15 protein-coding genes and 2 tRNA genes are annotated in these 12,320 nt (G+C 70.2%); 4 read left to right on the forward strand and 13 right to left on the reverse strand.

What is annotated here, in order from left to right; genetic code table 11:
- Positions 1-50: 50 nt before the first annotated feature.
- The 3 genes from QE381_RS04225 to QE381_RS04235 form a co-directional block, all read right to left on the reverse strand.
- Positions 51-674 carry a response regulator transcription factor gene (locus tag QE381_RS04225; protein ID WP_307215770.1) on the reverse strand — a complete coding sequence of 208 codons (624 nt, stop codon included), beginning with the start codon at positions 672-674 and terminating at the stop codon, positions 51-53.
- Positions 671-1,318: a sensor histidine kinase gene (locus QE381_RS04230; protein ID WP_307215771.1), complete on the reverse strand. Its 648-nt coding sequence runs from the start codon at positions 1,316-1,318 to the stop codon at positions 671-673. The genes QE381_RS04225 and QE381_RS04230 overlap by 4 nt, the downstream gene beginning before the upstream one ends.
- 144 nt (positions 1,319-1,462) lie before the next feature.
- On the reverse strand, positions 1,463-1,876 hold the full coding sequence (locus QE381_RS04235; protein WP_307215773.1) for a hypothetical protein: 414 nt from the start codon (positions 1,874-1,876) through the stop codon (positions 1,463-1,465).
- A gap of 165 nt (positions 1,877-2,041) precedes the next feature.
- Between QE381_RS04235 and QE381_RS04240 the strand changes: the two genes are divergently transcribed.
- Together QE381_RS04240 and QE381_RS04245 are read left to right on the forward strand one after the other, a co-directional pair.
- Complete coding sequence (locus QE381_RS04240) at positions 2,042-3,106, forward strand: FtsX-like permease family protein (protein ID WP_307215775.1); 1,065 nt, start codon at positions 2,042-2,044, stop codon at positions 3,104-3,106.
- On the forward strand, positions 3,103-3,795 hold the full coding sequence (locus QE381_RS04245; protein ID WP_307215777.1) for an ABC transporter ATP-binding protein: 693 nt from the start codon (positions 3,103-3,105) through the stop codon (positions 3,793-3,795). The genes QE381_RS04240 and QE381_RS04245 overlap by 4 nt, the downstream gene beginning before the upstream one ends.
- A gap of 17 nt (positions 3,796-3,812) precedes the next feature.
- Here the strand turns inward: QE381_RS04245 and clpX are convergent, their stop codons facing one another.
- The 7 genes from clpX to QE381_RS04280 form a co-directional block, all read right to left on the reverse strand.
- Complete coding sequence (gene clpX, locus QE381_RS04250; protein ID WP_307215779.1) at positions 3,813-5,081, reverse strand: ATP-dependent Clp protease ATP-binding subunit ClpX; 1,269 nt, start codon at positions 5,079-5,081, stop codon at positions 3,813-3,815.
- Positions 5,082-5,229: 148 nt separating this feature from the next.
- Positions 5,230-5,895, reverse strand: a complete 666-nt coding sequence (locus QE381_RS04255) for an ATP-dependent Clp protease proteolytic subunit (RefSeq protein ID WP_307215781.1) — start codon at positions 5,893-5,895, stop codon at positions 5,230-5,232.
- 31 nt (positions 5,896-5,926) lie between these two features.
- The gene (locus tag QE381_RS04260) at positions 5,927-6,511 is read right to left on the reverse strand and encodes an ATP-dependent Clp protease proteolytic subunit (protein WP_307215782.1); all 585 of its coding nucleotides are present in this window, start codon (positions 6,509-6,511) and stop codon (positions 5,927-5,929) included.
- Positions 6,512-6,545: 34 nt separating this feature from the next.
- Positions 6,546-7,076, reverse strand: a complete 531-nt coding sequence (locus QE381_RS04265) for a tetratricopeptide repeat protein (protein ID WP_307215784.1) — start codon at positions 7,074-7,076, stop codon at positions 6,546-6,548.
- 91 nt (positions 7,077-7,167) lie between these two features.
- Positions 7,168-8,646, reverse strand: a complete 1,479-nt coding sequence (gene tig, locus QE381_RS04270; RefSeq protein ID WP_307215786.1) for a trigger factor — start codon at positions 8,644-8,646, stop codon at positions 7,168-7,170.
- A gap of 219 nt (positions 8,647-8,865) precedes the next feature.
- Positions 8,866-9,897: a hypothetical protein gene (locus QE381_RS04275; RefSeq protein ID WP_307215788.1), complete on the reverse strand. Its 1,032-nt coding sequence runs from the start codon at positions 9,895-9,897 to the stop codon at positions 8,866-8,868.
- A gap of 55 nt (positions 9,898-9,952) precedes the next feature.
- Positions 9,953-10,029 (reverse strand) — tRNA-Pro (locus QE381_RS04280).
- A gap of 135 nt (positions 10,030-10,164) precedes the next feature.
- Here QE381_RS04280 and QE381_RS04285 point away from each other — a divergent pair.
- Positions 10,165-10,238 (forward strand) — tRNA-Gly (locus QE381_RS04285).
- A gap of 140 nt (positions 10,239-10,378) precedes the next feature.
- Here QE381_RS04285 and QE381_RS04290 read toward each other — a convergent pair.
- Both QE381_RS04290 and QE381_RS04295 read right to left on the reverse strand, forming a co-directional pair.
- Positions 10,379-10,618 (reverse strand): hypothetical protein, encoded by a 240-nt coding sequence (locus QE381_RS04290; RefSeq protein ID WP_307215790.1) that lies wholly within the window; start codon positions 10,616-10,618, stop codon positions 10,379-10,381.
- On the reverse strand, positions 10,615-11,169 hold the full coding sequence (locus QE381_RS04295; protein ID WP_307215792.1) for a gamma carbonic anhydrase family protein: 555 nt from the start codon (positions 11,167-11,169) through the stop codon (positions 10,615-10,617). The genes QE381_RS04290 and QE381_RS04295 overlap by 4 nt, the downstream gene beginning before the upstream one ends.
- 207 nt (positions 11,170-11,376) lie before the next feature.
- Here QE381_RS04295 and QE381_RS04300 point away from each other — a divergent pair, with 207 nt between their 5' ends.
- Entirely contained in the window at positions 11,377-11,811 is a 435-nt protein-coding gene (locus tag QE381_RS04300; RefSeq protein WP_307215794.1) for a cupin domain-containing protein, read from the forward strand.
- A gap of 57 nt (positions 11,812-11,868) precedes the next feature.
- Here the strand turns inward: QE381_RS04300 and QE381_RS04305 are convergent, their stop codons facing one another.
- On the reverse strand, positions 11,869-12,264 hold the full coding sequence (locus tag QE381_RS04305) for a RidA family protein (protein ID WP_307215796.1): 396 nt from the start codon (positions 12,262-12,264) through the stop codon (positions 11,869-11,871).
- Positions 12,265-12,320 lie beyond the last annotated feature (56 nt).

The following is a 12,320-nucleotide window of genomic DNA, read 5'->3' on the forward strand; positions in this document are numbered from 1 at the left end:
GCGAGCGGGATCCCGCGGAGTCACGGATCGCAGGGATCGGCTGCGCCCGATCAGCGCAGCATGCCCGCGGTGCGCGCCGCGGCCACGGCCGCGCTGCGCGAGGCGACGCCGAGCTTGTCGTACACGTGCGCCAGATGCGACTTCACCGTCGCCTCGCTGAGGAAGAGACGCTCGGCGATCGCCGCGTTGCCGAGGCCCTCGGCCGCGAGCACCAGCACATCGAGCTCGCGCGGGGTGAGCGCGGGGCGCGGCGAACGGATGCGGGCGAGGAGCCGCGAGGTGATCGTCGGCGCCAGAGCGCTCTCCCCCGCCGCCGCGGCCCGCACCGCGGCGATCAGCTCGTCCGCCGCGCTGTCCTTGAGCAGATACCCTCCCGCGCCCGCCTCGACGGCGGAGAGGATGTCGGCGTCGCTGTCGTAGTTGGTGAGCACGAGAACCGCCGGCGCGCCCGGAGCAGCGCAGATCCGGCGGGTCGCGTCGGCGCCGGTCTCGGCGACACCGAACTGCAGATCCATGAGCACCACGTCGGGGCTCAGCTCCGCAGCGGCGTGGACCGCCGCATCCGGAGTGGAGACCTCTCCCACGATCTCGAGGTCGGGCTCGGTCGCGAGCACGGCACGCAGGCCGGCACGGACGACGGGATGATCGTCGGCGAGCAGAACACGGATGCTCACGCCGCGTCCTCCCTCGGGAGGGTGACACGCAGCCGCGTGCCACGACCAGGCGCGGAGTCGACCGCCATCGCTCCGCCCAGCTGCTCGGCGCGTTCGCGCGCCGCACGCAGCCCGAACGCGCCATTCGTCGGGACCTCCGCAGCGGCGATGTCGAGGGCCGCGGGGTCGAACCCGATGCCGTCATCGTCGATCCTCAGCTCGACGACTCTCGGGCTGACCACCAGCTCGATGCGGACGGCGCGCGCGTGCGCATGGCCGAGCACGTTCGCCATGGCGCCCTGGGCGACGCGCAGGAGCGCCGTCTGCTGCGAGATGGGGATCCCCGGGGAGTCGGCCGCTCGCACGTCGATGACGAGACCGGGCCGGGCCCACGCCCCGGCGGCGAGACGCCGCAGCGCTGCGGCGATGCCCTGCTCCGCCAGTGGCGGCGGGGTCAGCTCGCGGATCAGCGACCGCGTCTCCGCGAGGCTCGCCACGGCTGTCTCCCGAGCCAGGCGCACCTCGGCGAGAGCCGGGGAGTCGGGATCCCGCCGCTCGACGGCTGTGAGCAGCAGGCTGATGCTCGAGAGGCTCTGCGCGACGGTGTCATGGATGTCGCGCCCCAGGCGCTCCCGCTCGGCCAGCACTCCCGCCTCCCGTTCCACGGCGGCGAGGCGCCCCTGCGTGGCCAGGAGCTCGCGATAGAGCCGCTCGTGCTGTTCGCTGTCGCGACGCAGTGCCGCATACGCCCGCCCGATGACGAGCGCGACGACGGCGCCGACCGCAGGCCCCAGAACGCCGCCGACGCTCTAGCTGCCGTGAGCCCCGAGCGCGACGATGCTGCCGGCGGCCGTGACACCGACCGCCAACGGCCCCCAGGGGTCGCGAAGCTGATCGAGGTAGAGGAAGAACAGCGGGAAGACGAGGTAGGCCGCGAACGGTGTGAGCCACACCAGGAGAAGCCATTCGACCGTGAGGACGCCGAGCCAGACCACGCGCCAGCCCTGCCGACGTCGCTGCTCGGTCACGGCGTGCGAGAGGATGCTCGCCAGATATGTGATGACGGCCATGACGGCCGCCACCGCCACGATCCACCACGTCGCCGCCGAGGGGCTCACGATCGCAGAGACGACCGTGAACAGCAGCAGCCCCGCGAACAGGGCCTGCAGCCCGACCTGCAACCCGACGACGACCGGGCTGACGGGAGGATGGGTCGGTCGCATGACCACACCAGAGTAGGCGTCGCGGCGTCGCTGTGCCTCACCCGAAAGGTGGAGATCCGACTCGTCCGCGCGGACCCGACCGGATGCGACCGCCCGGCCGATGCCGGAGGACGGCCCCGCCGCGAGTCTTGAGGTGTCCTCCCCTCCATCGAAAGGTGTCGTCCCATGTTCGTCGCCTGGCGCGACCTGCGGTTCGCTCGTGGCCGGTTCCTGCTCATCACCGCTGTCGTCGGTCTCATCACGGTGCTCGTCGGCTTCCTCAGCGGCCTGACCGGCGGACTCGCGTGGCAGAACGTCTCCGGCCTCCTCTCCCTCCACGCCGACCGTGTGGTCGTCGCCTCCTCCTCGCCGGGTGCGTCACCGTCGCTCGCGGACTCCGCCGTCACGGCGGAGCAGGCACGCGCCTGGGCGGATGCATCCGGGGTCCGTGCCGTCGCCCCGCTGGGCATCAGCCAGCTGCGGGCGACGACGCCGGACGCGAGCGCCGCGGTCGCGGTGTTCGGACGTGCGGCGGGCGACGCCGACGACCCCGGCTCAGACGCCGCGGCCGTGCTCTCCACGGGCGCGGCCCGGGCGCTGAACGCGGCCGCCGGCGACACCGTCACCGTCGGCGGCCAGTCGTTCCGGGTTGCTCGTGTCGGAGATGACAGCTGGTACAGCCACACGTCGATCGTCGACGTCACGCTGACTGCGTGGCAGCGCATCGCCGCCGCGACGGGAGCCACGAGCCCCTATGCGACCGCCCTCCTCGTCTCCGGATCGGCCGACTGGAGCACGGTGGACGCCGCCAGCGCGACGACCTCCACGAGCCTCACGGGCTCGCTCACGGGCCTGCCGGCGTTCCGCTCCGAGATCGGCTCCCTCCTGCTGATCGTGGGGCTGCTCTTCGGCATCTCCGCGCTCGTGGTCGGCGCCTTCTTCACCGTCTGGACCATGCAACGTCGCGGCGACGTCGCCGTCCTCAAGGCCCTCGGGGCGACGAACGGCTCGCTCCTGCGGGACGCGCTCGGCCAGGCGCTGGTCGTGCTCGTGGTCGGGACGGCGGTGGGAATCGGAATCACGACGACCGCCGGCGCCCTCGCGTCCCGCGCGCTGCCGTTCCTCCTCAGCCCACTGACGACACTGCTGCCCGCACTCCTCATGATCGCCGTGGGCCTGATCGGCGCCGCGTTCTCGCTTCGCGCCGTGACCTCCTCCGCCCCCCTCACCGCTCTCGGGAGCAGCCGATGATCCGCCTCGAGTCCGTCACCCTCACCTTCCCCGACGGCGCGAGCCGCGTCCGCGCGGTCGACGACGTGTCACTCGCCGTCGCCGCGGGCAACGTCACGGGCCTCACGGGCCCCTCCGGCTCGGGCAAGTCGAGCGTTCTCGCGGTCGCCGCGACCCTCATCCGGCCCGACGCCGGGCGCGTGCTCATCGACGACGTGGATGTCTCCGACCTCTCCGCGGCGGAGCGCACGACCGTGCGCCGGGAGCGGATCGGCATCGTCTTCCAGCAGGCGAACCTGCTGCCCTCGCTCACGGCGCGCGAACAGCTCCTCGTGATGGGACACCTGGGCGGGGCGAGCACGCTCCGCGGCGCCGCGGCCGAGCGACGCGCGGACGAGCTGCTCGCCTCGGTCGGAATGGCCGAGCACCGGGAGAAACGCCCGCACCAGCTCTCCGGCGGGCAGCGTCAACGCGTCAACATCGCGCGAGCGCTGATGAACGAACCGAGCGTCCTGGTCGTCGACGAGCCGACCAGCGCGCTGGATCAGGAGCGCGGCGCGCAGATCATGCGGCTGCTCGTGGATCTGACCGCCGAGCGCGCGACCGCGACCCTCCTCGTGACGCACGATCTGTCGCTCGCACCGCACCTGCACGACCTGCTGTGGCTGCGGGACGGTCGACTGCAGCCCGCGCCCGCCGTGGCCGCGTGACGTGAGCGCGGAGGCGCTCAGGCGCTCTTGCGCTTCTGAGCGAGCACGAGCGTGGGCTCCGCGCCGTCTTCGACGGCCGCGCGGGTGATGATGACCTTCGCCACGTCGCCGCTGGAGGGGATCTCGAACATGATCGGCCCCAGCACGTCTTCGAGGATGGCGCGAAGTCCGCGCGCACCGGTCTTGCGGGAGACGGCCAGGTCGGCGATGGCCGCGAGCGCCTCGTCGTCGAAGTCGAGTTCGACACCGTCGAGCTCGAACATGCGCTGATACTGCTTGACCAGGGCGTTCTTCGGCTCCGTGAGAATCTCCATGAGCGCCTCGCGGTCCAGCGGCGAGACCGACGCGACCACGGGGAGCCGGCCGATGAACTCGGGGATCAGGCCGAACTTGTGCAGGTCTTCGGGCAGGACCTCGCTGAACAGGTCGGGGCCGTCGTCCTTGCGCTGCAGCGGAGCGCCGAAGCCGACGCCGTGCTTGCCGATGCGCGAGGAGATGATCTCTTCCAGACCCGCGAACGCGCCCGCGACGATGAAGAGCACATTCGTCGTGTCGATCTGGATGAACTCCTGATGCGGGTGCTTGCGCCCGCCCTGCGGGGGCACCGAGGCGACCGTGCCCTCGAGGATCTTCAGCAGCGCCTGCTGCACGCCCTCCCCGGACACGTCGCGGGTGATCGAGGGGTTCTCGGCCTTGCGGGCGATCTTGTCGACCTCGTCGATGTAGATGATGCCGGTCTCGGCGCGCTTCGTGTCGAAGTCCGCGGCCTGCAGGAGCTTCAACAGGATGTTCTCGACGTCTTCGCCGACGTAGCCGGCCTCGGTCAGCGCGGTCGCATCCGCGACGGCGAAGGGGACGTTGAGCCGCTTGGCGAGCGTCTGCGCCAGGTAGGTCTTACCGCATCCGGTGGGGCCGAGCATGAGGATGTTGCTCTTGGCGATCTCGATCTCATCTGCCCGCTGCTCGGCGGAGGTGATCGTGGACTGCGCACGCACGCGCTTGTAGTGGTTGTACACGGCGACCGAGAGGGCGCGCTTCGCCTGCTCCTGGCCGACGACGTACTCCTCGAGGAAGGCGAAGATCTCGCGCGGCTTGGGCAGATCGAACTCGGCGACCGTGCCGTCGGTCTGCTCGGCCATGCGCTCTTCGATGATCTCGTTGCAGAGCTCGACGCACTCGTCGCAGATGTAGACCCCCGGGCCGGCGATCAGCTGCTGCACCTGCTTCTGACTCTTGCCGCAGAAGGAGCACTTGAACAGGTCTGCGCTCTCACCGATGCGAGCCATGACGCCCCTTTCTTCCCACGGACTTCTCCCCCGTGGTGACGAGCCTAACCGCTGGCTGTGACATGTGCCCGCATTTGCGTCACATCACGACGGATGACGCGGGGCCCCGGCCGTTCCCCGACCGGGGCCCCGCGTCATCCCGCTGCTCTCAGGAGGTGAGGGCGGCGGGGGTGCGCTTGCGCGTGGTCAGCACCTGGTCGACGATGCCGTACTCGAGCGCCTCGGCCGCCGAGAGGATCTTGTCGCGGTCGATGTCCTTGTTGATCTGCTCCACCGGCTTTCCGGTGTGACGGGCCATGGTCTCCTCCAGCCAGGTGCGCATCCGGAGGATCTCGGCCGCCTGGATCTCGATGTCGGAGGCCTGGCCGTGGCCGGACTCGCCCATGGCGGGCTGGTGCATGAGGATGCGGGCGTTCGGCAGGGCGAGTCGCTTGCCGGGGGCGCCCGCCGCCAGCAGCACGGACGCGGCCGACGCGGCCTGACCGAGCACGACGGTCTGGATCTGCGGCGAGACGTACTGCATCGTGTCGTAGATCGCGGTCATCGCCGTGAACGAGCCGCCGGGCGAGTTGATGTACATGATGATGTCGCGGTCGGGGTCCTGGGACTCGAGCACGAGCAGCTGCGCCATGACGTCGTCGGCGGAGGCGTCGTCGACCTGCACTCCGAGGAAGATCACGCGGTCCTCGAACAGCTTGTTGTACGGGTCCTGGCGCTTGTAGCCGTACGCCGTGCGCTCCTCGAACTGGGGCAGGACGTAGCGGCTGGACGGCATCTGCAGGCCCTGCGGGATTCCTGCGGTGGGGGTGTTCATCAGGGTTCTCTCTCTTCCGATGCCTGTACGCCTAGTTTCCGGTCCCGCCGCCGCCGATGACGTCGGTCGCGGACTCCCGGATGTGGTCGACGAAGCCGTACTCGAGCGCCTCGTCGGCCGTGAACCAGCGGTCGCGGTCGCCGTCGGCGTTGATCTGCTCGACCGACTTGCCCGTCTGCGCGGCCGTGATCTCGGCCAGCCGGTTCTTCATCGAGACGATGAGCTGCGCCTGCGTCTGGATGTCGCTCGCGGTTCCGCCGAAGCCGCCGTGCGGCTGGTGGAGCAGCACGCGGGCGTTGGGCGTGATGTAGCGCTTGCCCTTCGTGCCCGCCGTCAGCAGCAGCTGGCCCATCGAGGCCGCCATGCCGATGCCGACCGTGACGATGTCGTTCGGGACGAACTGCATGGTGTCGTAGATCGCCATGCCGGCCGTGATCGAGCCGCCGGGCGAGTTGATGTAGAGGTAGATGTCCTTCTGCGAGTCCTCGGCGGCCAGCAGCAGGATCTTCGCGCAGATCTCGTTGGCGTTCTCGTCGCGCACCTCGGATCCGAGCCAGATGATGCGATCCTTCAGCAGCCTGTCGAAGACACTCGTCGCGACAAGGGGTTCAGCCATGTTCACTCCCGTTTCGGTGGTCGTGGCATCGAATCTACCGGCGCGATTCCGGCCCCTCGCCCGTGTTCGCCGTCGGCATACCGCTCGGGGCATCCACGAGTTCCGCGGCATATCCGGCGACCGAGCGCGTATACCTCGGCAGGTGCGGCGCGAGGGCGGCCAGCGCCACCGCGAGCCCCTCACGCTCCCGGCCGACGGAGGCGAGGGCGAGGGCGAGGAAGGCGGCGACGGCATCGTCCATGCCTCCGTCGTGCGTGCGCTCGGCCTCGGCCCGCAGCATCCCGAGGGCCTCGTCGAGCCGCCCGAGATTGCGCAACGTGCTCGCGAGCTGGATGACCGCCTGCACCCGCCGCTGTTCGTCGAGGCCCACGGCCAACGCTCGACGATAGCGGGGCTCGGCGTCGGCCTCCTGCCCGGCGGAGTCGTAGGCGCCCGCCAGCTCGAACAGGGCCACCGGATCGTCGGGCCGCTCGGCCGCGAGGGCGGCGATCGCGGCGAGGCGCGCCTCGTCATCGAGCGTCGCGTCCTCCCACACGGCGTCCACGCGCGTCTGCCAGTTGCTCATCGTCTCCTCCGGCTGCTCACGAAAGAGGGATGTCGCGAGACCCGGCAGGACCGGTGTCTCGCGACATCCCTCGCAGAGCGCTCTGGTCGTCTTACTCCGCGTCGGCCTTCTTGGCGGTGCGGCGAGCGGGCTTCTTCGGGGCCTGCTCCTCGCCCTCGGCGGCGTCGGCCTTCTTCGCGGCGGTCTTGCGGGCGGGCGCCTTCTTGGCGGGCTTCTCCTCCTCGGCGTCGGCCGCGGCATCCGCGATCTCCTCCGCCTCCTCGACGACGTCCTCCTCGGCAGCGGCCTCGTCGGCGACGGCGACGAAGCCGGTCAGGTCGACGGGGTTCCCGTTCGAGTCGACGACGTTGACCCGACCGAGCGCGATCGCGAGCGCCTTGTTGCGTGCGACCTCGCCCACGAGCGCCGGCAGCTGGTTGCCCTGCTGCAGCGCCTCGACGAACTCCTGCGGGGCCATGCCGTACTGGGCAGCCGACTGGATGAGGTACTGCGTCAGCTCGTCCTGCGAGACCTGGACGTTCGTCTGCTCGGCGAGCTTGTCGAGGATCATCTGAGTGCGGAACTGCTTCTCGCTCGCCTCGGTGACCTCGGCGCGGTGCTCGTCGTCCTCCAGACGGCCCTCGCCTTCGAGGTGCGAGTGGACCTCGTCCTCGACGAGCTTGGCGGGGACGGGGATGTCGGACTGCTCGATGAGCTGCTCGACGAGCTTGTCGCGCGCGGCGGCGCCCTGCGAGAAGGTCGACTGCTGGGCGACGCGCTCGGCGAGGGAGGCGCGCAGCTCGGCGATCGTGTCGAACTCGCTCGCGATCTGCGCGAAGTCGTCGTCGGCCTCCGGGAGCTCGCGCTCCTTGACGGCCTTGACCGTGACGGCGACCTCGGCCTCCTCGCCGGCGTGGTCTCCGCCGACGAGGGTCGAGCGGAAGGTGGTGTCCTCGCCGGCGGTGAGGGAGTCGATGGCCTCGTCGATGCCCTCGAGGAGCTCGCCCGATCCGACCTCGTAGGAGACGCCCTCGGCGCGGTCGATCTCCGTGCCCCCGATGGTGGCGACGAGGTCGAGCTCGACGAAGTCGCCGGCCTTGGCGGGACGGTCCACCGTGATGAGCGTGCCGAAGCGGCCGCGCAGGCGGTCGAGCTCGGCGTCGATGGCGGCCTCGTCGGCCTCGACGGCGTCGACCGTGATGGTCAGGCCCTCGTAGGCGGGCAGCTCGAACTCGGGCCGCACGTCGACCTCGACGTCGACCTTGAGGTCGCCGGAGAAGTCCTTGACCTCGGGCAGCTCGACGATCTCCGCCTCGGGACGGCCGATCACCCGCACCTCGTTGTCGGCGACGGCCTGACGGTAGAAGCCGTCGAGGCCCTCGTTGACGGCGTGCTCCAGCACGGCGCCGCGGCCGATGCGCTGGTCGATGATGGGCGCGGGCACCTTGCCCTTGCGGAAGCCGGGGATCTGCACGTCCTGCGCGATGTGCTCGTACGCGTGCGCGATCGAGGGCTTGAGGTCCTCGGGTGTGACCGTGATGTGCAGCTTGACGCGGGTCGGGCTCAGCTGCTCGACGGTGCTGTTCACCATGTGGTGTTCTCTCCTCGTGACGGACCGCACGCGGTCGCGCGCGGAGAATCTGTGGGTGGGGTCGTGATGTCGGAGTGGCCGCGCCCGTGCGATCGGGCGCCGGTGCCGACACGGTCGGTTCGTCCCGAACGCCTACCGATCCGTTGCGGGAGCAGGCAGAAACGACGACGTCCAGCCCAGGAAGTCTAACGGATCGTGCCCGCGTGTCTCCCCGAGGGGTCAGCGGCGTTCCGCGGCTTCGGGCGCGTCGGCGTCCGTGCCCGTCCGTCCGTGCGCGCTCGGGCGCCGATACTCGTCGACGCCGCGCCGGGTTCTGCTCGCCTGCAGTCCGCTGCGCACGAGCTCCGCCTCGACACGACGTGGGAGGGGCGGCAGCGCCGCGGCGACGCCGGGCGCCTGACGCGCCATCCCGATCAGAAGAGTCTCCGAGCGGGAGGCGACACGGACCTCGAGACGGGCGTACTCGCTCGTCTGGCGCCAGCGCAGCAGGCGGATGTCGCGGAACGCGAGCTCGCGCCGTTCGCCCCCGACCGTGATCCGCAGCACGCCGCGATCGAAGGCGATCGTGCAGGGCGAGGTTCGGCGGCGCACGAGAGCGGCGAGGACGCCGTACACCGGCAGGGCGATCGCCCCGCCGAACAGCACGACAGCGAGCTGCGGGCTGAACCACCGCGTCACGATGTCGTCGACCGCGATCAGCACGACCACGGCCATCGAGCCGCCGAGAGCGATCGCCACGGCGATCCCGAGAGCCAGCGCGCGCATCGACAGCCGCACCGCGCCGACGTGGACGATCGCGACACCTGCTTCGTGCTCCCACTCGGCTGTCGCCTGCACGACGCGCCTCTCCCGGGATCTCACCCATCCCGTGACGCGAGAGATCAGCCCGAGCCAGATCCAGCCGGCAGCGGGCACGACTCCCATCGACACGAACGCCAACGCCGTCCGCGGCGCCCCGCGCGGAAGGAGACCTGGCATCACCTCGACCAGGAGCACGAACAGCGGCACGAGCAGGACCGCGACGATCACGTGGACGAGCAGACCCCGGCGCGGCCGCGCGTCGCGTAGCGTGAGGCCGACGAACCAGTAGCCGCAGAGGAAGCCGCTGGCGAGGATGAGCAGGTACACGGGGAGGTCGAGGCCGAGACCCGGCGCGAGGATCGCCGCCCCGGTCGCGCAGACCGCGGCCCAGCTGAGCGGATGGCGCACGACACGGCCCACGATCGAGGAGCGGGCCGCACGCGTGGACATCACGACAGCCTACAAAGCCGGGTGCGTCGCCATGGTCGGCAGAGACGCGGTGCCGTGGTCGGGGCGACAGGATTTGAACCTGCGGCCTCCCGCTCCCAAAGCGGGCGCTCTACCAAGCTGAGCTACGCCCCGCGCAGCCCGCACGCGAAGGTGCGCCCACAACGGCGCCTCGAAGTCTAGCCGAACCCCACGCCCCGCCGAGGCGGGTGTCCGGAGGTGCCTGCGGCATCCGTATAGACTGTCGGATGCTGCGGCTCGCGCCGCTTCGGGGATGTAGCTCAATGGTAGAGCCTCAGTCTTCCAAACTGATTACGCGGGTTCGATTCCCGTCATCCCCTCCATGTCCCTCCCGCCGCGACAGCGCGGCGGGAGGCCGCCTCACGCCGGCGCGTCTCAGCGCGCCGCAACAGGACATCGTGCAGGATCAGGACGTTCGCTGTCGGGGACGGCTTGCTTCGGCGAGATGTCCTGATCCGGGCGATCAGTCCGCCGAGCGGGCGATGGCCTCGATCGCCTTGGCCAGCGACTCGATCGCCTTCGCGAGCTCCTTGATCTCGTCCTGCTTGGCGAGGTACTTGGCCTGGCGGGCGCGGGTCGCCGCGTCGCGCGCGTTGGTCACCGCGGCGTCGTTGGAGGTCGTCCGGGCGGCGCCGTAGGAACGGGAGCTGATGCTTCCCGGCCGAGACGGTCCGGCGGACGGATCCTGTGCGTCAACGCTCATGACGTTCCTCCCCCGTGTTCGTCGCTCACACCCCGATGCGTCTCGGTGTGCCCGAGATACGCCTGCGCATTGCGGATCAGCCCCTGGCGCTCCTCGTCGGTCAGCTCGCGTCGCACCTTCGCCGGAACACCGGCGACCAGCATCCCGTCCGGCACGACCGTGCCCTCCAGCACGACCGCTCCCCCGGCGACGAGGCACCCGGAGCCGATGACGGCACCGTTGAGGACGACGCTTCCCATGCCGATGAGCGAGCCGTCGCCGATCGTGCAGCCGTGCACGACGGCGTTGTGGCCGACCGAGACGTCCTCACCGATCGTCACGGGCCTGCCCGCGTCGACGTGCACCGCGACGCCGTCCTGCAGGTTGCTGCGGGCGCCGATCGTGATCGTTGCAGCCTCGGCGCGGAGGACGGCGTTGTACCAGACGCTCGCCTGCGGCCCGAGCACGACGTCGCCGATGAGGCGTGCACCGGCGGCAAGGAAGGATGTCGGATCCAGCCTCGGCGCGAGCTCCCCGATCCGCAGCACCGATGCGTCCTCAGACACGGTCATGACACGACTCTAGCCGCGATCCCCCCGCGACAGCGGGGCGTCTCCCACAGAGTGCCGACGAGGGGCCGGCCGCTGAACCCCTCGACCCGCGCTCCCGGGGCCTCCTCTCGGCAGAGGACCGAGCAGTCCGATCGTCGGTTTCTATTTCGTTTTTTGTACTTTCGCAATACTGTTGCAATACAGACGACACCACACGAAAGGAATCACATGAGCGATGCTCCCGCTCTCAAGCGGCTCACGGTGCAGCGAGCCGCAGAGCTCCCCCTCGCCCCCGGCCAGACCGCGAAGGCACGACGCTATTCCGGCGTCTCCGTCGAGACGACCGAGGTCGAAGGCCTCTGGTACGGCCGCGTCCACACCGGCGTGGGAGAGGTCTCCGACCCGCACCACCATGGCGAGGCCGAGACCGGCGGATACGTCCTGCAGGGCCGCGGGTTCATCCGCTTCGGCGATCGCTACCAGGAGGTCCTCTATCTCGAGGAGGGCGACTTCGTCTACGTGCCGCCCTTCGTGCCCCACATCGAGGGAAACGCCGGAGCCACCAAAGAGCTCATCTGGCTGACCACCCGCACCCCCGACAACATCGTGGTCAACCTCAGCGATCAGGACGTCGCCGACATCCAACTCGACATCCGCGACTAGCGACACGCTGAAGGGGGAGCCGGGCCGCGCCCGGCTCCCCCTTCGGCGTCCACCAGGTCAGCGATCGATGTGGGCGATCGCCTGGATCTCGACGAGCGCCTCGGGCTGCCACAGCCGGGTGATGCCGATGCCCGCCATGGCGGGATACTCGATGCCCGCCAGCTCCCGCCAGACGCGCCCGATGGCCTTGCCGTGGGCGAGGTAGTCGTCGACGTCCGTGAGGAAGATCGTGACGTTGACCAGGTCCGACGGCTCGCCGCCGGCGGCGCGGAGCGAGATCAGGACATTCTCCAGCGCCCGGGTGAACTGCTCGACGATCCCGCCCGCGACGACGCGCCCCTCGGCGTCGAGTGCGGTCTGACCCCCCAGGTACACGGTGCCGCCGGCGACCACGGCGTGCGCGAATCCAATGGGGGGCACGAGTTCGGGCGGATTGACGATACGACGCGACATGCTGTTCCCTTCCGGACGGCCGCCCTCTGGCGGCACTCTCATTCTATGACTGTATT

Origin of the sequence: Microbacterium sp. SORGH_AS_0888 (assembly GCF_030818905.1) — a bacterium.
In the GTDB taxonomy this organism is placed as follows: Bacteria; Actinomycetota; Actinomycetes; order Actinomycetales; family Microbacteriaceae; genus Microbacterium.